Raw genomic sequence first — 20214 nt, forward strand, 5'->3', positions numbered from 1 at the left:
CATGCCGATATTGAACTGGCTGACACGGGACGAGGACATCCGCACGGCACAGCACGTGCCCTATCGCCTGCTGGAAGAGGTCCCGGACTTGTCGGCGGGCGACGTTGGCGCGGGCAATATGCTGATCCAGGGCGACAACCTGGAGGCGCTGAAGGCGCTGCTCCCCTTCTATGCCGGTCGGGTGAAATGCATCTATATCGACCCGCCCTACAATACGCGCTCCGCCTTCGAGCACTACGACGACAACCTCGAGCACACGCAGTGGCTGGCCATGATGTGGCCGCGACTGGAACTGCTCCGCGATCTTTTGGCCGAGGATGGCTCGATCTGGGTGTCTATAGACGACAACGAGGGGCATTATCTCAAAGTCATCATGGACGAAGTGTTCGGGCGACGAAACTTTATCGCCAATACCCTCTGGCAAAAAGTATTTTCGCCGAAGAACACCGCGCGTCATTTTTCAGATGATCACGACCATATTCTCGTTTTCGCCCGCAATGCCGATAAGTGGGTGCCAAACCCAATGCCGCGTTCAGATCGAATGAACAAAGGTTACAAGAACCCGGACAATGATCCCCGCGGCCTTTGGACTTCTGGTGACGTTTCCGCACGAAACTTCTACGGTGCGGGCCGATATGCAATCACGTGCCCCAGCGGCCGTGTAATCGCCGGCCCACCGAATGGCATGTATTGGCGCGTGTCGGAGGAACGGTTCTGGGAGATGGATCGCGACGGGAGGATCTGGTGGGGCAAAGACGGCAACAACACTCCTCGGATCAAGCGGTTCCTCACGGAAGTGAAGCAGGGCGTCGTTCCACAGACCTTGTGGATGAACACGGAGGTTGGAAACACTCAAGAGGCGAAGAAAGAAGTAGTCGCCCTCTTCGGTGAGGTTAACTTCATGACGCCGAAGCCCGAGCGCCTGATTCAACGCATCATCAACATTGCAACTGATCCGAACGACCTTGTGCTCGACTCCTTCCTTGGCTCCGGCACCACCGCCGCGGTCGCTCACAAGATGAACCGCCGCTACATCGGAATCGAGATGGGCGAGCATGCCCACACCCACTGCGCGCCGCGCCTGCAGAAGGTCATCGACGGCGAACAGGGAGGCATTTCGGAGAGCGCCGGCTGGAAGGGCGGCGGCGGTTTCCGCTTCTATCGGCTCGGCCCGCCCGTCTTCGACGAAGAGGGCCACATCCGGCAGGACATTCGCTTTCCAGTGCTGGCCGCGCATGTCTGGTTCTCGGAGACGGACAGGCCGTGGGATCGCAACGGCGACAGCCCACTGCTCGGCATCCAGGACGGCCGCGCCCATGCGTTGCTCTACAACGGCATCCTTGGCGACAAGCGGCCCGGTGGCGGCAACGTGCTGACCCGTGCGACCCTCGCCCTGATCCGGGAGGATATCGCCAAGCTGGCGCCAGAGTTCGACGGCCCGCTGACCGTCTATGGCGAGCAATCCCGGCTGACGCCCGCGACGCTCGACCGCGAGCGCATCACTTTCAAGCAGACGCCCTACGACGTCAAAGCGCGGGCCTGAGGGGGCATCTGATGAAACTGAAGCAATACCAGACCGATACTCTCTCCGTTCTCCGCCGGTTCTTCGAGGAGGCGCGCGTGGCGGGCCCGAAGGGCGCGTACGAGGCGATCACCAGGGAACCGGACCAGGCCAAGCGGCTCGGCCGGTACGGCGGCACCTACACGCCGCTCGCCGAGCTGCCGGCCGTTCCCTATGTCTGCCTGCGCCTGCCCACCGGGGGCGGCAAGACTATCCTCGGTGCCCACTCCATCGGCATCGCGCGCGACGCCTGGGTGGAGAAGGACTATCCGATGGTCCTGTGGCTGGTGCCGTCGAACACGATCCGACTTCAGACGGCCGAGGCGCTGAAGAACGCCCGCCACCCCTATCGGCAGGCGCTGGACGAGGCCTTCGACGGCCGGGTGCGCGTGTTTGACATCGCGGACTTCACGCATATCCGCCCGCACGACATCCGCGACTATTGCTGCATCGTCGTGGGCACGATCCAGACGCTGCGGGTCTCGAACACCGAGGGTCGGAAGGTCTATTCCCACAACGAGAACATGGAGCCGCACTTCACGGCGCTGCCCAAGACCCTGCCGGGGCTGGAAACGCTCGAAGGCGGCGGCGTGAAGTTCTCCTTCGCCAATCTGATGCATGTTCATCGGCCGTTGATGATCGTGGACGAGGCGCACAACGCGGTCACCGGCCTGACGCGCGAAATGCAGGCGCGGGTCAATCCGTCGGCGATCATCGAGTTCACGGCGACGCCGCGGCTCAACTCGAACATCCTGCACAGCGTAACGGCGCAGGAGCTGAAGCTCGAGGAGATGATCAAGCTGCCGATCATGCTGTCCGAGCACGACACCTGGCAGAACGCTGTGAACGGGGCGATTGCGTCACGGGCGTCGCTGGCTGAGGAAGCCGAGAAGGACACGGCGTACATCCGACCCATCGTCCTGTTCCAGGCGCAGCCCAAGAACCAGGAGGTGACGGTCGAGGTGCTGAAGAAGCACCTGATGGAGGTCGAGCAGATCCCCGAACACAAGATCGCCGTGGCTACCGGCGATCAGCGCGAATTGGATGGCATCAACCTGTTCGATCCGAAATGCCCGATCGAATACGTCATCACCGTCGAGGCGCTGAAGGAGGGCTGGGATTGTTCCTTCGCCTATGCGTTCTGCTCGGTCTCCCGGATCCAGAGCGCGGTGGACGTCGAGCAGTTGCTGGGGCGCGTCCTGCGGATGCCTTATGCCAAGCGCCGCAAGGCCGAGGATCTGAACCGCGCCTATGCGTTCCTGTCGGAGCCGTCGTTCGGCGAGGCGGCGCGGTCGCTGGCCGACAAGCTGGTGGCCATGGGTTTCGAGGAGGATGAGGCGCTCGACAACATCGAACCGGCGCAGACGTCGCTCGATGCCGATACCGGCCTGTTCGGCCCGCGCGACAAGCCGAAGCCGACTTTCAAGCACACGGTGACGGCGACACCTGAGGTGGTTGCCGAACTGAAGAAGCGCGAAGGGGTGAGCGTTCGCGAAACCGACGATGGGAAGGTCGAGATCGCCGTCACGGGGCGTGTTGACGGAGGCCTCGAAAAGGCAATCGCCGAGGCCCTCCCCGAGACCGAACGAACTGGGTTCTCGGCGGCCGTCACCAAGTATCGCGTCGAAGTGAAGGACCAGCTATCGCCTGCAGAACAGGGCGAGGCGTTCGAGGTCCCGCGCCTGGTGTCCGAGATCCAGGGCGAGTTCGAGTTCGCTGACACCGACGTGTTCATGGAATTCCACGACTGGTCGCTGCTCGACCACTCGTCGAAACTGGGTGAAGGCGAATTCGCAATCCGCGAGACGGCGCGCAGCTTCGAAATCGACCTCGACGGCAGCCGCATCACGTACCAGTTCGCCGACGAAGAAGAGCAGCTGGCGCTCGACGTCGACGTCGAAGGGTGGACACCGGAGGCGCTGGTGCTCTGGCTCGACCGGCAGGTGCGGCAGCCGGACATCCATCAGAGCGAACTGCTCCGCTGGCTACGCGACCTGGTCGGCCACCTGATCACCATACGCGGCATGCACATCGCGGCGCTGATGCGGTGCAAGTTCATCCTCGCCCGCAAGGTCCGCGAGAAGCTCGCCGCCATCCGTCAGCAGGAACGCGATGGCGTCTACCAGCGGTATCTTTTCGCCCCGGAGGCCAAGGTCGACGTGTCCTTCGACCAAGCTTTTTCGTTCAAGGACGGGATGTACTGGGATCAGCGCCGGTATCGTGGGCGCTGGAAACCTCGTAAGCATTTCCTTGGGCCGGACCATGTACCTGCTTTCGACGGGGCCGAGAACGGCGAAGAATTCCAATGCGCGCAAGCCATCGACAGCTTGCCGGGCCTCAATTTCTGGATCCGCAACGTGGCCCGCCACCCCAACTCGTTCTGGTTGCCGACGGCCGCGGACAAGTTCTATCCGGATTTCGTGGCTCAGTTGGAGGACGGCCGACTGCTCGTTGTGGAGTACAAGGGCGCCCACATCGCCGATGGCCCCGACACCGCCGAAAAGCGGACCATCGGTCAGCTATGGGAGAGGACAAGTAGTGAGAGGGGCCTGTTCATTGTGGTCGAGAGAACCGTCGATGGACTGGGCATGCGTGATCAGATCATCGGGAAACTCAGCGCCCACATCTAAAGGACGTAATCGCGAAGGTAGACAAGTCATGCGTGCTAAGCGGTCAATCCGGAAATGCTGTAACCCTATCAAGTCACCGCTATTCGAGCTCGATAATCACCACGGAAGGGACCTAGCCACTCGCAACCCTAGCGAGTGGGACCTATTCCTGATGACATGACAGGCCCCGCCTCACACGACCGACATGGCTCCAACGCCGGGCGCGGCTTCCGCTTCCAAGACGCGGTTGCCGCCTTGCTGGCTGTGCGTGTCTGGGCGGGGATCGATGCGCCGGCGACGATTATCCCCGAGGGCAACGACGACATCGAGCGGAGAGGATCCAATCGTACATGGCTGGTCCAGGTGAAAAGCCGACGCGAGCACATGGGCGAGACACCCCTCGCCACTGCCCGCGACTATGTGAAGGACCTGTGGACCCGCCATGAAAAGTTTACGCCGGCTCCCGGAACGCTCGAACTGATCCTGGAGAGACCGATCGTCGACCATCCGCCCCAGGCCGACAACACGATTGCCCCGAACGCCCGCCTCAGGTCTAGGCTTCCTGGTGGCGCGCTTGGCAAAGCCCTGCTCGCCAAGACGATCATCCAGCACGTCCCGGAACCGCACGAGGTGGCTATAGCAACGATCGTCGCGAAGACGGGCTGCAGCCCGCTGACTGCACAAATCTGCTTCGCGCAGTTGCTCGTCGAGATCGGGAACCTATCCAACCAGAACGGCCGTCTGCAGTCAGCGGACTATCGGGGGCTTTCCGCGAGCGACACGGATTCTGTCATCACCACCACGCTCGAGGCGGTCGACATCGATGCGATCGAGCAGGCGATATTGGATGGCGCTTGCGAGCCCGTCGACTTCCTGACGCCTCTCGACGACCCCGAGTTCTACCTCGGCGTTGATGTCCAGGCCGGCCACGTGGCCGCAGGACTAGTCGTCCCGCGAGCCGAACCCGAGGCGGGACTGGCACATGGGCTTGAGCTCCGCCGCGCCGCGCTCGTAGTCGGACCGTCGGGTGCTGGCAAGTCAGCCATCATGTGGCAGACCGCCCATGGTCTTCGGCACACGGTGCGATGGTATCGGCTACTTCGCATCGAGCAGCGCGATCTACCTAACTTGCGTCGGCTGCTCCGAGCGCTGCGCGCCAGTGCCGACGCGCCAGTTGGGTTTGTCGTGGACGACATCGGCCGGCGCGGCGCCGAGGGATGGGATGCGCTCACCCGCGAACTCAACACGATCCCGGGCGCCTTGTTGCTCGGCTCAATCCGCGAGGAGGACCTCTTCCTACTCGAAGGTCGCTCGCGTGCAGCAGAGATCCGGGCCGAGCCAGACAACGACCTAGCGAAGCGCATCTTCGACGAGCTCAATCGGAGTGGGAAGACCCAGTGGGGCGGGTGGCGCGAGCCCTGGGCGCTGAGCAATGGCCTCGTCCTCGAATACACACACATCCTGAGCGCCGGGGAGCGCTTCGAGCAAACGCTGAGCGAGCAGGTTGACGCTCGGCTGCGTGACCAGGAGCGCACAACCGAGCTCGCGACGTTGCGGATTGTGTCACTTGCCGCCGCCTCCGGCGCGGCCGTCGACCCGCGGCAACTTCCGCAGGTTTTGGAGTTCTCGGCGGACAGCATCGCGCGTGGACTGCGGCGCCTGGTTGAGGAACATCTTGTGCGCGACGGTGGGGACAGCCTCCTCACAGGCCTACACCAGCTTCGCTCCGCCGAACTCGTCCGTCTTACGCACCGGAATGTGCCCCCCTTCATTGGTGACACCTTTGCACAGGCGGTGCGCTCGGTGCCCGCCGTGAACGTCGAGCAACTGATCGCTGACTCCGTGCGCCACCGGGGCGTATCGACGGCAGACGCTGTGGGGATTGTTGCCGAGCACATTCGGCAGAGCCCTGGCATTGCTACCCTTTCGGCCGCCTTGCGCGGGTTCGGAACCGTTCGGATCGCGACAGCGGTCGATCAGTGGCTCGAGACTCCCGAGGTTCGGGCGCTTCCGGCAACGCAGATCGGTACCGCGATGATGCTGAGCTTCGCTGGCACCTCGCCTTCCGGCATTAACGAGAATCTAGCGCGCGCGACGGAGGCTGGAGCTCGGCTCGCCGAGCTACGCGAGGAGTATGTCAACGATCCGCGCACGGCTTTGCTTGAAGCGCTGCCCCAAAGCACCTTGGCCGCCGTGATCACGCCCGTGGCCGATGTCGTAGGACTGGATCAGTTGCTGTCGGCCCTGATGGGCTTGCCTCTCCACCCCAAACTCGCTGACGCGCTGACATCCAGGCCTGCGGACCTTCTCGGGGCACCGTTCGATCCGGTAGTGCGATTGCTAGGCTCGCTGGCGGCCATCGATCGCGAACGGGCAGTCGCCTGGGTCGACGCCGCCGGCGCAGAAGCGTTGATCGCCCGCATACCCTCTGAGATCCCTTGGGCGGTCCAGCCCTTGTTGGAGAATGCACCTGAAGGAAGCTTAATACGAGTCGACCACTACCACCTCGGCATCCCCGGCGCCGACAACGCCCACGACGAGGTCGTGCGGCTCTGCGAAGCGGCGCTTGCCCTGTCCCCTCGATCCGACGTTGCCGCCTCGTCGGCGATTCTTCCTAACGGAGAGCTCGCAAGTTTCGCAGGCCATAACCTTGCCGAGAAACGGATACCCCGCGCCAACCTACCTCCGGCAGCGCTGCCGGCGTGGAACCGTCTCTGGGGCGAGACCATCGGAGCACGCATCGCGACGACGAGCCAGACGGCTTATCTCGCGGCTGCCTCCCAGCTACTCGACCGACTGGTCCCGGCACTACAGCGCATCATCAACACGATCCTGATCGGCAAGAGCGTGGTAGACGCCCAGCTCACCGCCGCGAATGCCGTTCACGATGCCGCGCGCGAACTCACTCCGCCGAACGTGGTAGCCGTCGGCGCAGAAAAGGACACGCAGGGGGTTCACGTCACGCCGCTTCAGAACGTTCTTTTCTCGGCGAGCACCGACGTAATTCGCCGCTTCCATCAACTGCCGAACGGAGCACCGGCCTTCATTGGCTGGATGGCCTCGTTGATAGACAACGTCGACAACGCCTATGCGAACGAGCCTTGGCATCTGATCGGTGGCCCCCCAGCGTCGCTCGGTAGGTTGCGGGAGATGCTCGTGGCGATCAGGAACATTGCCGGCGATGTAGCTGGCGGGACCTACCCTCCTTCGTTGAAGCACCGCGCCTTGATTGGTCAGGCGCGGCCGAACAACGCGCTGCGCCTCATCGGCACCCGCGTCGCTGCTGCAATGGGCGCCGGTCGCACTCGTTTCGCGAACGAGCTGAGGGATGCTCTCGCCGACCAAGGTATCACGGCGCAGGTCCGAGCGCTCGAGGCAACGGACGCGATCGTTCCCTGGCCGCCGAGCGAGATGGCCGTGCTGATCCCGATCGACAGTCTCGAGGAGCTTGAGGTTTTCGACGTCGCGGCTAACGCTGCCCGCGCCGCCGCCCACGAATATATGAACATCACCGCCATTCCGGTGATTGGAGGCCGCCTCGCACCGACCTGGGGCAAGTCGGGCCACAGTCTCATGGTCAACCTCTTCGACCGTGCCGCGGAATGGCCTGCCCGCCTCGGGATGCCGGCCTTCATGCCGATCGCTTCCGCCTTGTTCGACGCCGTCGCGGCATCCGCTGCTTCACTGCAGTCAATGGACCACCTCAGCCTTGGCATCGACGGTCGGCCGAGTGCAGAGATCGATGCGCGTGCAGCGCTTGAAGATCAACTCGCAAGCGGACGCGACGAACTGGCCTCATTGACCGCACCGCTGGGCACCGACCTGGCGGAAGCGGCTGCGAATTGCATTGATGAGATCCGCTTCGGCGAGATGAACTACATTGACGCCTCGCATTCGGCCATGAATGGTCGCGAGGTCGCGGAACTGATGCTGCTGGTCAGCTTGCTACGCATCCGACTCGATCAAGCGGAGATCGATGCGATTGAATAAAACCCGCAGCGCGAGCCGCTGCTCAGAGTGGCCGCTCGACCATCACCTGGTCGATGTCCGCTTCAAGCCAAATTCGGTCGTCCAGCTGGGGTCTGGCGGCTTCAGAAAGCAGGCTGCCACAGCAATCAGGTGAGGTTCTGTAGCTGCTCGATCCACCCCATTGAAAATGGCTCCAACATCCGCGCCAACGTCACCTCTGGCCGCTGCCTGCCGTCCAAGATCGCCTCAACGATGTCGGGCGCGAGCAGGCTCAGGCGCAGGACGCGCGTCATGTAGGAGAGCGCGATGCCTTCGCGATCCGCGAGCTCGGCGATTGTTGCGTACTCACCCGACTCCAACATCCGCTTCCATCGGAACGCGCGCGCCAGAGCCTTGATCAGCGTGTTTTCGGTCCGGCGCGGCTGCACGGCACCGTCCGGCATCTGCATCTCCTTCCGCCCACCGCGCTTCACGACGCGAAATGGGACGTGGAGCGTCACGGTGTCGGTGATCGGTGCGCCGAGTGTCATGCTGCGGCCTCGATATCGCCGGCCAGCAACTCGCGCGTGAGGCCACGAAGGCCGTCCACGCGTAGCCGGACGTTCAAGCCATCCACGCCGATGTCGACGCGCTCGACCAGCAGCGCCACGATGCGGGCCTGCTCGGCGGGGAAGAGTTCGTCCCAAAGTGGGTCGAGTTGCTGCAGGGCTGCGCAGGCGTCGGCCTCGTTGATGTCGTCTTCCAGCGTCCGCGCCGCTCTGAACGTCCCCGCCACGATCTCGGGCTGGCGGAACACGGCGCGGAGCTGGTCGATGACGGCGGCCTCGATCTCGCCAGCCGGCACGCGGCCGACCGGGCAAGACCCGGCGCCATGCTTCAGCACCGTCTGGCTGACGTAGTAGCGGTAGAGCTTGTCGCCCTTGCGGGTGTGGGTCGGCGAGAAAGCCGCGCCATCGGGGCCGAACAGCAACCCCTTCAGCAGCGCAGGCGTGTCGGCGCGGGTGCGCGCGGCACGCTTGCGGGGGCTCTCCTGTAGGATGGTGTGAACCTTATCCCAAGTCTCGCGGTCGATGATCGCGTCGTGCTCGCCGGGGTAGCTCTCGCCCTTGTGCACCGCCTCGCCGATGTAGGCGCGGTTATTGAGCATCCGGTACAGGTACTTCTTGTCTATCCGGTTGCCGCGGGGCGTGCGGATGCCGCGTTTGGCGACCTCCCGCGCCAGTTCCGTACCCGATCCGATCTCATGGAAGCGGGCGAAGATCCAGCGGACGTGCTCAGCGTGCTCTTCGTCGACCACCAGCTTCCGGTTCTCGACGCAATAGCCGTAGGGCGGCACCCCGCCCATCCACATGCCCTTCTTGCGGCTGGCGGCGACCTTGTCGCGGATGCGTTCGGCGGTGACCTCGCGCTCGAACTGGGCGAAGCTGAGCAGGATGTTCAGCGTCAGCCGGCCCATGGAGGTGGTTGTGTTGAAGGACTGGGTCACCGAGACGAAGGTCACACCGTTGCGGTCAAACACCTCGACCAGTTTCGCAAAGTCGGCGAGCGAGCGGCTGAGGCGGTCGATCTTGTAGACGACGACCACGTCGACGAGCCCGTCCTCGATGTCCTCCAGCAGTCGCTTCAGGCCGGTCCGTTCCAGAGTCCCACCCGAGATGCCGCCGTCGTCATATTGATCGCGGACGAGCACCCAGCCCTCGGAGCGCTGGCTGGCGATGTAAGCCTCGCAGGCCTCCCGCTGGGCGTGGAGCGAGTTGAACTCCTGCTCCAGCCCTTCCTCGGACGACTTGCGCGTGTAGATCGCGCAGCGCTGCTTCCGGATAATTCCTGATTTCGCAGGGGCCTTTGTCATGTCCGCGCTCTCCGGTTCTTGAGGCCAAAGAACACCCAGCCATTCCAGCGCGTCCCGGTGATCGCGCGCGCGATGGCGGACAGAGACTTGTAGGGCCGCCCCTGCCATTCGAAGCCGTCCGCGGTGACGGTGACGGCATGCTCGACGCCCTGCCACTCACGGATCAGCCGGGTCCCGGCGATGGGCATGGTGTCGGCGCGGATCCGGCTCTTCTTCCGGTCGCCGCCGTCGAGTTCCTCGCCCAGCCGCTCCAGCCGCCGGATCGTCTCGGGCTTCAGCCCGCCATAGGCGAGTTCCTGGATGCGGTAGGCCAGCCGGCTTTCCAGGTAGCGGCGGTTGAACGGCGGCGGCTCGCTGTCGAACAGGTCGCGCCACTGCGCCCTCAGCTCCGGCGTCGTGGCGGTATTCAGCGCGGCCAGGCGCGCGGGAATTGGATCGTGGGTCGTCATGCGGTTCTCCGGTGAGTTGGAGTTGCATGACGGCATCGGTCAGCCGGAGAGTGTAGGCGAATTTCTCCAGTATCGTCAGAGGGCTCGCCGCGCTCTCGGTGCCGCAGCCGGATCAGCCCGAGGGCCAGCAGGCCGCATAGCTCGGCGCGGCGCTCGGCTGGGGTCATCTGGTCGGACGGCAGCGGGTTTGAGCCCAGCCGCGGATATGTCGGCGCGTTTTGCATGGGGGAAACGCTACCCATGCACCCTCCGAAAACAATAGGAATCAATGGCTTAAGGGGTTTCTGCGTAAGCCCGCGCAGTCGATGGTAAGTGGGTGTGCGGGTCGCTGCGGTACTCAGGGAGCCATCGCCACTTGGCGTGAATGATGGTGTGAATAATTTGTGGTTGTTTCTGTAAATCGACCCGGCTATCCTCCATCAAAACAAGTGAGGCCCGAGCATGCCGATTCCTAACGAAGCCACCGTGCGTCCCGTTCTGGACGAAATCAGCGAGCAAATCGTCTCCGCGATCCGAGAGGCGTGGGAGGACTGGCTGGCCAGCGATCGCAACGGTGTCTGGCGTTACAAACGCAGCCGCGCGAATTTCGTCTGGGAGCAGATCATCGAACGTGCGAACAATGCCCTTCTTGGCGATGATGCCGTCCATGTGATCGACGGCCACGAAACGATGAAGTTCCTCGTGCGGGACACAGTGCTGTTTCGGTTTAAGAAAGCTGATGAGACAGGCCGCTCGTCAAATGTCGCTACGCAACTGGCGCTCGCTTTTCACGATCATGACGAGGACCTGTTCGGCTTGCCGGAGGTCCAACGCGTCGAGGTCGTCTACAAACTCAATCGTCTTGAAACGCAGATCGACGACATCTGCGTGGTCGCCCGCAACGGCGATCAGATCGCGTGGGAATACAGCCTTTTGGATGCGGGCGAGGCCGCGGTTCCGTTGCCGTTGCCCGAGCCGAAACCCGAGCGTCCTGCTGCGTCCATCGTCAAGCTCAAGGGCGCCGCGGACGACCGCAAGAAGCGTCAAGACTGATGCCCGCCGATTTTAATCAGGACCTGCTGCGGATAGCGCGGCAGGCGCGGGGATGGAGTCAGACAGAGCTTTCCGCACGCTCAGGGGTGTCACAGGCAAATCTCTCGAAACTCGAAAACGGGCTGATCGGCCCGACCGAAGACGTGTTGAAGAGCGTCAGCGAAGCCTTGAGTTTCCCCGTCGATTTCTTCTTCCAGAACGACCGGGTCATTGGCCTTCCGATGAGCGTGCAATACCGGAAACGGGCGAGTGTTGGGCAGAAGGCGATCGAGCGCCTGGAAGCCGAACTCAATATCAGGATTCTGCATATTCGAAGACTGCTCGATGCAGCCGAGCTGGAGCCGGAGTTGTCCCTTCCGCGTCTGGATGTCGACGAATACGGTGGCGACCCCGAACGCATCGCGGATCTCATCAGGCGCACCTGGCTCGCACCTTCGGGACCGATCCGTGAACTTGTCGCATGGGTGGAACGAGCAGGCTGCATCGTCGTCCATTGCGACTTCGCCGCGCTCAAGGTGGATGGCTTCACGGTTCAGATACCGGACATGCCACCGTGCATCTTCCTCAACCGCAACATGCCGGCTGATCGGCAGCGGTTCAGCCTCGCGCACGAGCTTGGGCATGTTGTCATGCATCAGGTGCCGTCGCCGGAAATGGAAGACGAGGCGAACGAGTTCGCGTCGGCGCTTCTCATGCCGGCGCGCGATGTTCGTCCCCACCTTTCCGGCCGGCGCCTTACGATCCAGCGGCTCGCCGCATTGAAGCCGGTTTGGCGCGTGTCCATGGCAGCGCTCCTCTACCGGGCAAAAGAGATCGGCGCGATTACCGACAACCAGAGCCAGTATCTCTGGCGGCAGATGAGCTCGATGGGCTACCGCAGAACGGAGCCGCCCGAGCTCGATCTCAAGGTCGAAATTCCCACCGTCCTTCCGGAGATTGTAAGGCTGCATCTCGAGGAACTCGGCTACGGCCTGTCCGATCTCGCGCAAGCGCTCCGCTCAAGCGAAGAAGACCTGCGAGCTCTTCATCCGCTGCCAGGAGCCACACCCCGACTTCGAGTGGTGAAATAGGCCCTATGGAACGGTTGCAGACTTACAGCGCTATGATCGCGTCAAATCTCGCGCGCGAACCAGCGGATACGGCCGACGATGTGGATTTCTCCAGCGCTCCGTTCGTATGGGCTGTAGAGTCTGTTGTCGGATATGATGCGCACGGCGGGCGGATCGCTGTTGGCAATATGCTCGAGCCGCTTGGCCACGAGTCCCATGCCGTCATCGAGCACGAAGATGCCTGGCGGGTTCGGGGCGCGGCGCGTCATGTCCACGAGAACCGCGTCGCCGTCGAGCAGTGTCGGCGCCATGCTGTCGCCCTCGACATGCATGATGCGCAGCTGCGACGGGCTGGCCTTCAGGCTGTTCCGGATCCAGGAGCGCCGGAAGTGGTAGGCGCGGCCGGCGGTGTCGCCATGGTCCTCCACCACGGCCCCGCCGCCCATCGACGGTCTAGGACTGGCATGCGCGATGGACACGAAGGTCTCGTCCGGGTTCTCGATGAAGGGCGGTGTGCCCTCGACATCGCCGATCCCGTGGATCAGCCAGTCGCGATCCACCTTCAGCACGCGCGCGACCTCCGCCAGCTTGTCGATGCCGGGGCGCGTCGAGCGTCCGCGGAGGATGTCGTAGACGAAGGAACGGTTGACGCCGGCCATCTCGGCGACGTGGGCTGGGCTGATGCCGAGCTGGTTGGCCCGGGCCCTGAGCCGGTCTGAAAGCGTGTGGTGCTCGGTCATGTCATCCCCACCCATCTGTGGATGTAATAGGATAAAATCGGATTGATCAGAGCTCGTCAAGCGAATAAGAACAGACGGTAAACATCTTACACGGGAATCGGCGCGGAGGGCAGTGAATGCACATCGACAAATCGTACTTCACGCTCCCCGAGATCCTCGAGCGGTGGCAGATCACCGAGGCCGACCTGATCTACCTCGCGGAAAACGACAAGCTCCGGCTGTCGGTTCGCGTGTTCGGCGTGCCCATGGAGTTCGGCGACTACGAGGAAGGTGCGGACGGCGAACCCTGCCGGGTGCCGTGGGAGCAAAACTACTACAGCGGCCTGCTCGATCTCCATGCCCGTGATGTGTTCCAGCTTTTCCGGTGCGGTGAGGTTCATCTCGCGAGTTTTCGGACGCCGAGGGCCGACTACGCGGAGACCTGGGGCGATGCGTACCCCGTCCTCGTCATGATCGGCGACCTGCTGCTAAGGCGCGATGAACGCGCCCGTTTCGAGGTCGAGACCGGGTTCTCGCCGGGCGGGCAGCCGATGGAGGAGGCCACCTTCATCCACTCGGCCGACTACCTTGAGGTTCGCTGCAACGGCTGCCGGTTCAAGCTGGGCCCGATCCAGGCGGAGGTCGTGCGCGCGCTGCACGAGGCCGCGCAGGCCGGGGCGCCCTGGCAGAACGGCAAGGCGATCCTGTCGCGCGCCGGCTCGAAGAGCCTGCGCATGGCCGACGTCTTCAAGTCGCAGAAGGACTGGCGGCAGCTGATCCGCTCCGACCGGCGCGGCGGATACCGTCTGAATCTCGACTGAGCGCTCCCTGTCCGCCCGGTCCCTGTGGGATCGGGAGGGGGATGGGTGAGGGATGGTGGGGGATGCCGGCGCCCCGCCAACGGCCAAAAGTCAGTCCTGCAAGGACCGACTGATCCCCCTCCGTATCCCCCGCCAGTCCCCACGACATCCCACACCGTAATTGCGCACTGTCTCCTCGACGACGACACGAGAGGAGACACCGATGCTGCAGAGGCATTGCCTGAACCAGAAGGAGCTGGCCCGGCGCTGGGGGATCTCCCACCGGACGCTGGAACGCTGGCGCTACAACGGCCAGGGACCGGCCTTCCTCAAGCTCGGCGGACGCGTGCTCTACCGGCTCGCCGATATCGAAGCCTTCGAGCAGAGCCAGCTGCAGCGTGCCCTGAAAATCAGCGAGGCGGTCGCGCGCGTCGGTCATTCGCCCCGTCGGCTGACCGCGGACCCGGCGCGGGCCGCACGGGTATGCTGATGGTCGCCGCAACCCCGATCGGCGCCCGCGTGGCGACGCCGAAGCTCACCGATGTCGAGCTCTACGCCTGGATCGCACAGGCCGAGGCTGGCGCCCGGATCGAGTATCACCGCGGCTTTCTCGGGATCGACGTCACGCCGGTGATCTCGACCCTGCCGGAGCCCGAGCGCCGCCAGCTCGCCGACCTCGGTCAGGCCGCGCTGGGCGCCTTCGAGAAGGGCCTCGTCCACCTCGTGCAGGAGCGCGTGGGCCCCGACCGCTTCGCCTACATCGCCGTCGCGCGACCCAGACCCAGAGCCGCCAACGCCTCGCTCTCGGCGCTGCTCCTCGAAGAGCGCGCCGCGTGATGGCTTTGCCATTCCCTTCCAACGGAGACCCCGCCATGCCGCACCCGGAAAACACCCCCCGTTTCGACGACCTCGAAGGTCTCGCCCTCGGCGACATCGCGGCGCTGCCGCCTGAGATGCTGCTGGATCTGCAGACGACGGCGCTCGCCGAGACCGCCCGCGTGAAGCGGCTGCGGGACCGGCTCGAGGCCGGCATCGCGCAGCGCTACGAGGCCGCCGCCGCGGCCGAGCGGGCCGCTCAGGGCAAGACCAGCGGCACCGTCCGCGTCGAGGACGACGGCGTCGTCATCGTCGCCGACCTGCCGAAGAAGGTCTCCTGGGATCAGGACCGCCTCGCCGCGATGGCCGAGCGCATCCGCGCCGCCGGCGACGATCCGACCGAGTATCTCGAGATCGCCTACCGGGTGCCCGAGCGGCGCTTCGGCGCCTGGCCCGCGGCGATGCGCGAGGGCTTCGCGGACGCGCGCAGCGAGACCACCGGCAAACCCGTCTTCCGGCTCGAGGCTCGAGACCGGTGAAGCGCGGCGGCGGGACGCCCGGTCGGCAACGCCGGGCAGGTTCCCCTTCGGCACCCGGTCACCCCCGCCGCCGCGCACCCTGAACGCAACCTCCGGAGAATCCCATGGCCTTCCGCATCATCACCGCCGACGAACGCCTCTCGGCCGCCGAGAACAAGACGTCCCTCGCCATCTTTGGCCCGCCAGGCGTCGGCAAGACGACGCTCCTGAAGACGCTGCCCGCCGAGGAGACCGTCTGCCTCGACCTCGAGGCCGGCATGAAGTCGGTGCAGGACTGGCGCGGGGACTCGATCCCGGTGCGCAGCTTCACCGATTTCCGCGACCTCGCCGTACTGATCGGCGGCCACGATCCGGCCCAGCATCCGAAGTCCTGGTATGGCGCCGAGTATCACGCCTGGCTGCAGCAGCAGTATCTCGGCACCGGCATCGAGGACTTTCTTGCCCGGAAGCGGATCGTCTTCGTCGACTCGATCACCGACCTGACGCGGCAGGCCATGGCCTATGCCCGCCAGCAGCCGGAGGCCTTCTCCGAGCGGACCGGGAAGCCCGATGTCCGCGGCGCCTACGGGCTCTTGGGCCGCGAGGTGATCCAGGCGCTGAAGCACCTGCAGCATGCCCGCGGCAAGACTGTGATCTTCGTCGGCGTGCTCGAGAAGGTCACCGACGAGTTCGGCGCGACGACCTGGCAGCCGCAGATGGAGGGCACGAAGGCCGGGCGCGAGTTGCCGGGCATCGTCGATCAGGTCGTCTCGATGCAGCTCTTCGGCCGCGACGCCAAGGGCGACTGGACCCTCGACGAGACCTCTGCCGAGCGCCGCCTCGTCTGCCGCTCCGGCAATCCCTGGGGCCTTCCCGCCAAGGACCGCTCCGGCCGCCTCGACACGACCGAGCCGCCCGATCTCGGCGCGCTGATTGCTAAGACCTGTGGCCGCGCGCCCACCCAATCCGCAATCCCTTCCTGATCCGGACGCAAAGGACAGATCCATGAGCTACGATCTCAACGACGCCCAGCCGCAGATGGCCCCCATCGGCGAGCTGATCCCCGACGGCACCTTCGCCAAGGTCCGCCTGACCGTGCGCCCCGGCGGCGTCGACGGCGCCACCCCGATGGACGCGAAGCTCCTGAAGGCCTCGCAGTCGAGCGACGCGAAGATGCTGGACTGCGAGTTCACCATCCTCGAGGGCCCGCATGCCCGGCGGAAGTTCTGGCAGAGCTTCACCGTTGCGGGCGGCAAGGTCGACGAGAAGGGCCAGTCGATCGGCTGGAAGATCTCCAAGTCCACCTTTCGCGCGATGGTCGACAGCGCTCTCGGGCTCGATCCCAGAGACGAAAGTCCCGACGCCAAGGCCAAGCGGGTGCTGCCCGGGCTCAAGCACCTCGACGGCATCGTCTTCGCCGCGCGGATCATGGTGGAGCCCGCCTCCAACCCCCAATACCGCGACCAGAACCGGATCGCGAATGTCGTTCTGCCCGACGAGCCGCAGCATGCCGCGATCATGCGCGGCGAAACCGTGCCCCCGGAGCCCGTCAACGCCCCGCCGCGGAAAGCCACGAGCGCGCCGGCGCCGGGCTGGCAGGCGCCCACGCCGGCATGGGGCGCGCAGCCGCAAGCCCCGGCGGCGGCCCCGGCCTGGGGCGCGCAGGCGCCAGCGCCACAGCAGCCCCCACAGCAACCGCCCGCCCAGCAGCCGCCGGCGTCCGCGCCGGGCGGAGCGCCGGCGACCGGCATGCCCGCCTGGCTCAATGGGTGAGGTGCGGTCGGCAGCACGGCGGCGGAGGTCAACCCGGCCTTCGCCGCCGCCCGAGGCCCGGCGCGATCCTGCCGGGCCGATGACCCCGGATGAATGGCAGGCGCACGTGACGCGCGAGGCGGCGCTGGAGATCGGACGATGGCTCGAGGCCCGAGGAAGACTGCACGCCCCCATCGCAAGCCTCAGCCTCGGCGACCTCGAAGCCATGGCCAGCAACGCGATCTCGCGCTGGATCGTGCTGCAGTCCGAAAAGCTCCAGAGGGCGGGTTGGCCGCCCGAGGACCCGATCGCGACCCTCTTGCTCGGGTAGCGCTCTGCGCCGTCTGCGCCCGCGAGGCGCGCGGCTTCGGCTACTGCCACGGCCTCCGCTGGGATCGCCACCCTTACCACCGCTTCTGCTCGCGCCGCTGTCAGGACGTGGGCAGCGCCATCGCCCAAAGGAACAACGGCATGATCGACAAGACCGCGCGCGAGGCCCGTGCAATCCGCGATGCGCGGACGCTCTTCGCCGAAGCGCTTACCGACCTTGGGCTCATGGAGCCCTTCTTCCATCGCAGCGCCGAGGACATCGACCACCTCATCGAGGCGGCGGTCACCGGCTACATCGACAGCATGCAGGAGCAGGCCGCGCGCAAGGAGCGCACCGGCACGGCTCTCGACGACCCGATCCCATTTTAGGAGCGCGGTGATGATCGACCTGAACGACGACACCGCGTCCTGCAGCTGGAAACCTTTGCTCGAGGCGGCCACCGAGAACGCCGTCACCGACTTCGAGATCGAGTTCTGCGACAGCCTCCGCGAGAAGCTCGCGCGGTTCGGCGAGAACGCCCGGCTGACGGACGCGCAGTTCCACAAGCTGACCTGCATCGCGCAGGCCGGCGGGTTCTGGGAGCGCGAGCGATGATCGACCTGAACCACAAGTCCGGCTTCATCTATGGCACTGATACGCCACGCCCGCCCATCGCGGAAGCGGTGTCCGCCGCCATCGACACCGCGCTGTCCGCGCGCCACCGGGCCGAGCGTCCGCGCACCTATGTCAGTTCCTCGGGTCTCGGCCGCGACTGCCTGCGCCAGATCCAGTACGACTTTCTCGCGGTGCCCAAGGACGAAGGCCAGGAGTTCGCGCCGCGCACGCTGCGCATCTTCGAGGCGGGCCATAGGGCCGAGGACATCGTCGCCGGCTGGTTCCGGATCGCCGGGTTCGACCTGCGGACCGAGCGCCCCGACGGCCGCCAGTTCGGGTTCGAAGCCCTCGGCGGACGCTTCAAGGGCCACATAGACGGCTGCTTCGTCTCGGGCCCCGTCGCGATGGACTATCCCGCGCTCTGGGAGAACAAGGCTCTCGGGGCGGCCAGCTGGAAGGACGTGGTCAAGCGCGGCGTCAGCATCGCGCGGCCGGTCTACGCCGCCCAGATCGCCCTCTATCAGGCCTACATGGAGCTGCCAGCGCCGGCGCTCTTCACCGCGCTGAACCGCGACACGATGGAACTGCACGCGGAGCTCGTGCCCTTCGATGCGCATCTCGCGCAGGAGATGTCGGACCGCGCCGTCGCCGTGGTGCGGGCCTCCGAGGCCGGTGAATGGCTCCCGCGCGCTGCGGCCGAGCCCACGGCTGTCCTCTGCTGCGGCGGCATGGCGGCCGGCAAGTGGCACGCGCCCTGTGCCTGGGCAGGTCGGTGCTGGGGAGAGCGGCGTCCCGGAAACGCTCCGGTGGAGCGTTTCAGCCGCGAACGGGCGGAGCCCCGGCCATGATCCCCGACGCCTATGAGCTCAAGCGGATCGTGCGCGCGCATCGCGACCGGTTCTGGTGCTCCGACCTTCTCGGAGCGGCGGAGTTCGCGCCGATCTATTTCTTCGACGATCAGGCCGCCTTCGATGGCGATATCGTCGACCGCGCGATGACCCGGGTCTTTACCGGTCCGCTTCGGCTGCCGCACCCGTCCGTGATCTTCGAGTTGCGAGAGCAGCGCGCGTCTCCCTCTGGCCTGATCGTCTGCGCCCGCGCCGACGGCGACATCGTCGAGGCCACGTTCCTCATGCGCAAGCGGGCGCCGCGCGGCTGGACGGATTGCCTCGTGCGGATCTGGATGCATCCAGACGGCAAGGCAGAGATCGAGGGCAACCCGTCAGAGCGACACGACGAGACGGTCCGCGGTCACGGTGAAGTCGCTGCCGGCATCGTCTGGCGCGCGCTGACCATCCTCGGCGCGTCCCCGGACATCCGCGACCGCAAGGTATCGCTCGCGAAACGGTCCCGCCTGTCCCGCGAGGGCGTGCGCGGGTGGGTCTGGCGCCAGGTCGCCATCGATCCGGCGCGCCTTCAGGCAGCGACACCGCCGCAGGGTGGCAGTCACGCCAGCCCGCGCTGGCACATTCGCCGCGGTCACTGGCGGCAGCTCGCCGACGGGCGCCGGGTCTTCGTTCGTCCGTGCGAGGTGGGCGATCCAACCCGGGGTGGGATCGTCAAGGATTACGCAGTGGAGATGCCCCAGCCATGACCGAGTTCACCCCATCCGCCACGCAGGCCGCCGCGATCCGCGAGATCAAGGAGTGGTTCGAAACCCGCACCGAGCAGCAGCAGGTGTTCCGCCTCTTCGGCTATGCCGGGTCCGGCAAGAGCACCGTCCTGAAGTTCGCGCTCGACGAGCTGGGCCTCTCGCCCCACCGCAGCGCGCGGGACGGCCGATGCGTGCCGGGTGTCGTCACCGCCACCTTCACCGGCAAGGCCGCGCTGGTGCTGACACGCAAGGGCACGCCGGCGCGCACCATCCACAGCCTGATCTATTCGGTGATCGAGGCGACCGAGGAGGAGATCGAGGAAGCCGCCCGAAAGATCGCGCTGGCCGAACGCGACGCCCTCCGTCTCATCGGGTTCGCGCGCGCTACCGCCGACGCTGCGATCGAAGCGATGCGCCAGGGGCTCTCGGCGATGAAGCACCCGCGCTTCGCCCTGAACCCGCAGAGCGACGCCGCCGACGCGCGGCTCATCGTGGACCTGTCCCGATTTCGTGCCGCCCCAAGTGCTCGTTTAGGCCACCTTGCGTTCGAAGGCGACAGGGCTTTTCCA

21 protein-coding genes are annotated in these 20214 nt (G+C 65.4%); 17 read left to right on the forward strand and 4 right to left on the reverse strand.

Translation table 11 applies throughout. From position 1 onward, the window contains the following. The first annotated feature begins 1 nt into the window (after position 1). The 3 genes from J5474_RS09710 to J5474_RS09720 all read left to right on the forward strand — a co-directional run bounded on the left by J5474_RS09710 (position 2) and on the right by J5474_RS09720 (position 8160). Positions 2 to 1543 carry a site-specific DNA-methyltransferase gene (locus J5474_RS09710; RefSeq protein WP_209360700.1) on the forward strand — a complete coding sequence of 514 codons (1542 nt, stop codon included), beginning with the start codon at positions 2 to 4 and terminating at the stop codon, positions 1541 to 1543. Between the two features lie 11 nt (positions 1544 to 1554). After that, a complete protein-coding gene (locus J5474_RS09715; RefSeq protein ID WP_209360701.1) occupies positions 1555 to 4191 on the forward strand; it encodes a DEAD/DEAH box helicase in 2637 nt (878 codons plus the stop codon). A 156-nt stretch (positions 4192 to 4347) separates the two neighbouring features. Then, positions 4348 to 8160 (forward strand): hypothetical protein, encoded by a 3813-nt coding sequence (locus J5474_RS09720; protein WP_209360702.1) that lies wholly within the window; start codon positions 4348 to 4350, stop codon positions 8158 to 8160. 125 nt (positions 8161 to 8285) lie between these two features. Here J5474_RS09720 and J5474_RS09725 read toward each other — a convergent pair whose 3' ends face one another. The 3 genes from J5474_RS09725 to J5474_RS09735 are packed head-to-tail and all read right to left on the reverse strand — an operon-like array spanning position 8286 to position 10440. Further along, positions 8286 to 8669: a hypothetical protein gene (locus J5474_RS09725; RefSeq protein ID WP_209360703.1), complete on the reverse strand. Its 384-nt coding sequence runs from the start codon at positions 8667 to 8669 to the stop codon at positions 8286 to 8288. After that, positions 8666 to 9991: a recombinase family protein gene (locus J5474_RS09730; RefSeq protein WP_209360704.1), complete on the reverse strand. Its 1326-nt coding sequence runs from the start codon at positions 9989 to 9991 to the stop codon at positions 8666 to 8668. Before J5474_RS09730 ends, J5474_RS09725 begins: the two co-directional genes overlap by 4 nt. Then, positions 9988 to 10440 carry a DUF2924 domain-containing protein gene (locus J5474_RS09735; protein WP_209360705.1) on the reverse strand — a complete coding sequence of 151 codons (453 nt, stop codon included), beginning with the start codon at positions 10438 to 10440 and terminating at the stop codon, positions 9988 to 9990. Before J5474_RS09735 ends, J5474_RS09730 begins: the two co-directional genes overlap by 4 nt. A 441-nt stretch (positions 10441 to 10881) precedes the next feature. On the opposite strand from J5474_RS09735, the gene J5474_RS09740 reads away from it, so the two are divergent. Together J5474_RS09740 and J5474_RS09745 are read left to right on the forward strand one after the other, a co-directional pair. After that, a complete protein-coding gene (locus J5474_RS09740; RefSeq protein WP_209360706.1) occupies positions 10882 to 11472 on the forward strand; it encodes a hypothetical protein in 591 nt (196 codons plus the stop codon). Next, on the forward strand, positions 11472 to 12542 hold the full coding sequence (locus J5474_RS09745) for a helix-turn-helix domain-containing protein (protein ID WP_209360707.1): 1071 nt from the start codon (positions 11472 to 11474) through the stop codon (positions 12540 to 12542). The genes J5474_RS09740 and J5474_RS09745 overlap by 1 nt, the downstream gene beginning before the upstream one ends. Before the next feature lie 41 nt (positions 12543 to 12583). Here the strand turns inward: J5474_RS09745 and J5474_RS09750 are convergent, their stop codons facing one another. Continuing rightward, positions 12584 to 13261 carry a LexA family transcriptional regulator gene (locus tag J5474_RS09750; RefSeq protein ID WP_209360708.1) on the reverse strand — a complete coding sequence of 226 codons (678 nt, stop codon included), beginning with the start codon at positions 13259 to 13261 and terminating at the stop codon, positions 12584 to 12586. 116 nt (positions 13262 to 13377) lie between these two features. Here J5474_RS09750 and J5474_RS09755 point away from each other — a divergent pair, with 116 nt between their 5' ends. The 12 genes from J5474_RS09755 to J5474_RS09810 form a co-directional block, all read left to right on the forward strand. Beyond that, entirely contained in the window at positions 13378 to 14061 is a 684-nt protein-coding gene (locus tag J5474_RS09755; protein WP_209360709.1) for a hypothetical protein, read from the forward strand. 202 nt (positions 14062 to 14263) lie between these two features. Further along, complete coding sequence (locus J5474_RS09760; protein ID WP_094022092.1) at positions 14264 to 14530, forward strand: helix-turn-helix transcriptional regulator; 267 nt, start codon at positions 14264 to 14266, stop codon at positions 14528 to 14530. Next, on the forward strand, positions 14524 to 14877 hold the full coding sequence (locus J5474_RS09765; RefSeq protein WP_093359520.1) for a hypothetical protein: 354 nt from the start codon (positions 14524 to 14526) through the stop codon (positions 14875 to 14877). The genes J5474_RS09760 and J5474_RS09765 overlap by 7 nt, the downstream gene beginning before the upstream one ends. Positions 14878 to 14912: 35 nt before the next feature. Beyond that, complete coding sequence (locus J5474_RS09770) at positions 14913 to 15395, forward strand: hypothetical protein (protein ID WP_209360710.1); 483 nt, start codon at positions 14913 to 14915, stop codon at positions 15393 to 15395. A gap of 104 nt (positions 15396 to 15499) precedes the next feature. Continuing rightward, positions 15500 to 16357, forward strand: a complete 858-nt coding sequence (locus J5474_RS09775) for an ATP-binding protein (RefSeq protein ID WP_209360711.1) — start codon at positions 15500 to 15502, stop codon at positions 16355 to 16357. 22 nt (positions 16358 to 16379) lie between these two features. Beyond that, complete coding sequence (locus J5474_RS09780; protein WP_209360712.1) at positions 16380 to 17147, forward strand: hypothetical protein; 768 nt, start codon at positions 16380 to 16382, stop codon at positions 17145 to 17147. 79 nt (positions 17148 to 17226) lie between these two features. Beyond that, on the forward strand, positions 17227 to 17457 hold the full coding sequence (locus J5474_RS09785) for a hypothetical protein (protein WP_209360713.1): 231 nt from the start codon (positions 17227 to 17229) through the stop codon (positions 17455 to 17457). 140 nt (positions 17458 to 17597) lie between these two features. Then, entirely contained in the window at positions 17598 to 17825 is a 228-nt protein-coding gene (locus J5474_RS09790; RefSeq protein WP_209360714.1) for a DUF6511 domain-containing protein, read from the forward strand. Positions 17826 to 17835: 10 nt separating this feature from the next. Further along, positions 17836 to 18051: a hypothetical protein gene (locus J5474_RS09795; RefSeq protein WP_089388254.1), complete on the forward strand. Its 216-nt coding sequence runs from the start codon at positions 17836 to 17838 to the stop codon at positions 18049 to 18051. Beyond that, a complete protein-coding gene (locus tag J5474_RS22765; protein WP_245216367.1) occupies positions 18048 to 18899 on the forward strand; it encodes a hypothetical protein in 852 nt (283 codons plus the stop codon). Before J5474_RS09795 ends, J5474_RS22765 begins: the two co-directional genes overlap by 4 nt. Further along, complete coding sequence (locus J5474_RS09805; RefSeq protein ID WP_209360715.1) at positions 18896 to 19645, forward strand: hypothetical protein; 750 nt, start codon at positions 18896 to 18898, stop codon at positions 19643 to 19645. The genes J5474_RS22765 and J5474_RS09805 overlap by 4 nt, the downstream gene beginning before the upstream one ends. Further along, a partial coding sequence (locus J5474_RS09810; RefSeq protein ID WP_209360716.1) for an AAA family ATPase occupies positions 19642 to 20214 on the forward strand: 573 nt, incomplete at its 3' end. The genes J5474_RS09805 and J5474_RS09810, both read left to right, overlap by 4 nt.

The sequence above is a fragment of the Sagittula salina genome (genome assembly GCF_017813235.1).
GTDB lineage: Bacteria > Pseudomonadota > Alphaproteobacteria > Rhodobacterales > Rhodobacteraceae > Sagittula > Sagittula salina.

Excerpts from the sequence above, each read along its gene's own strand:
- J5474_RS09710 (WP_209360700.1), top strand. The coding sequence starts at position 2 with ATGCCGATATTGAACTGGCTGACACGGGACGAGGACATCCGCACGGCA.
- J5474_RS09715 (WP_209360701.1), top strand. The coding sequence starts at position 1,555 with ATGAAACTGAAGCAATACCAGACCGATACTCTCTCCGTTCTCCGCCGG.
- J5474_RS09720 (WP_209360702.1), top strand. The coding sequence starts at position 4,348 with ATGACAGGCCCCGCCTCACACGACCGACATGGCTCCAACGCCGGGCGC.
- J5474_RS09725 (WP_209360703.1), bottom strand. The coding sequence starts at position 8,669 with ATGACACTCGGCGCACCGATCACCGACACCGTGACGCTCCACGTCCCA.
- J5474_RS09730 (WP_209360704.1), bottom strand. The coding sequence starts at position 9,991 with ATGACAAAGGCCCCTGCGAAATCAGGAATTATCCGGAAGCAGCGCTGC.
- J5474_RS09735 (WP_209360705.1), bottom strand. The coding sequence starts at position 10,440 with ATGACGACCCACGATCCAATTCCCGCGCGCCTGGCCGCGCTGAATACC.
- J5474_RS09740 (WP_209360706.1), top strand. The coding sequence starts at position 10,882 with ATGCCGATTCCTAACGAAGCCACCGTGCGTCCCGTTCTGGACGAAATC.
- J5474_RS09745 (WP_209360707.1), top strand. The coding sequence starts at position 11,472 with ATGCCCGCCGATTTTAATCAGGACCTGCTGCGGATAGCGCGGCAGGCG.
- J5474_RS09750 (WP_209360708.1), bottom strand. The coding sequence starts at position 13,261 with ATGACCGAGCACCACACGCTTTCAGACCGGCTCAGGGCCCGGGCCAAC.
- J5474_RS09755 (WP_209360709.1), top strand. The coding sequence starts at position 13,378 with ATGCACATCGACAAATCGTACTTCACGCTCCCCGAGATCCTCGAGCGG.
- J5474_RS09760 (WP_094022092.1), top strand. The coding sequence starts at position 14,264 with ATGCTGCAGAGGCATTGCCTGAACCAGAAGGAGCTGGCCCGGCGCTGG.
- J5474_RS09765 (WP_093359520.1), top strand. The coding sequence starts at position 14,524 with ATGCTGATGGTCGCCGCAACCCCGATCGGCGCCCGCGTGGCGACGCCG.
- J5474_RS09770 (WP_209360710.1), top strand. The coding sequence starts at position 14,913 with ATGCCGCACCCGGAAAACACCCCCCGTTTCGACGACCTCGAAGGTCTC.
- J5474_RS09775 (WP_209360711.1), top strand. The coding sequence starts at position 15,500 with ATGGCCTTCCGCATCATCACCGCCGACGAACGCCTCTCGGCCGCCGAG.
- J5474_RS09780 (WP_209360712.1), top strand. The coding sequence starts at position 16,380 with ATGAGCTACGATCTCAACGACGCCCAGCCGCAGATGGCCCCCATCGGC.
- J5474_RS09785 (WP_209360713.1), top strand. The coding sequence starts at position 17,227 with ATGACCCCGGATGAATGGCAGGCGCACGTGACGCGCGAGGCGGCGCTG.
- J5474_RS09790 (WP_209360714.1), top strand. The coding sequence starts at position 17,598 with ATGATCGACAAGACCGCGCGCGAGGCCCGTGCAATCCGCGATGCGCGG.
- J5474_RS09795 (WP_089388254.1), top strand. The coding sequence starts at position 17,836 with ATGATCGACCTGAACGACGACACCGCGTCCTGCAGCTGGAAACCTTTG.
- J5474_RS22765 (WP_245216367.1), top strand. The coding sequence starts at position 18,048 with ATGATCGACCTGAACCACAAGTCCGGCTTCATCTATGGCACTGATACG.
- J5474_RS09805 (WP_209360715.1), top strand. The coding sequence starts at position 18,896 with ATGATCCCCGACGCCTATGAGCTCAAGCGGATCGTGCGCGCGCATCGC.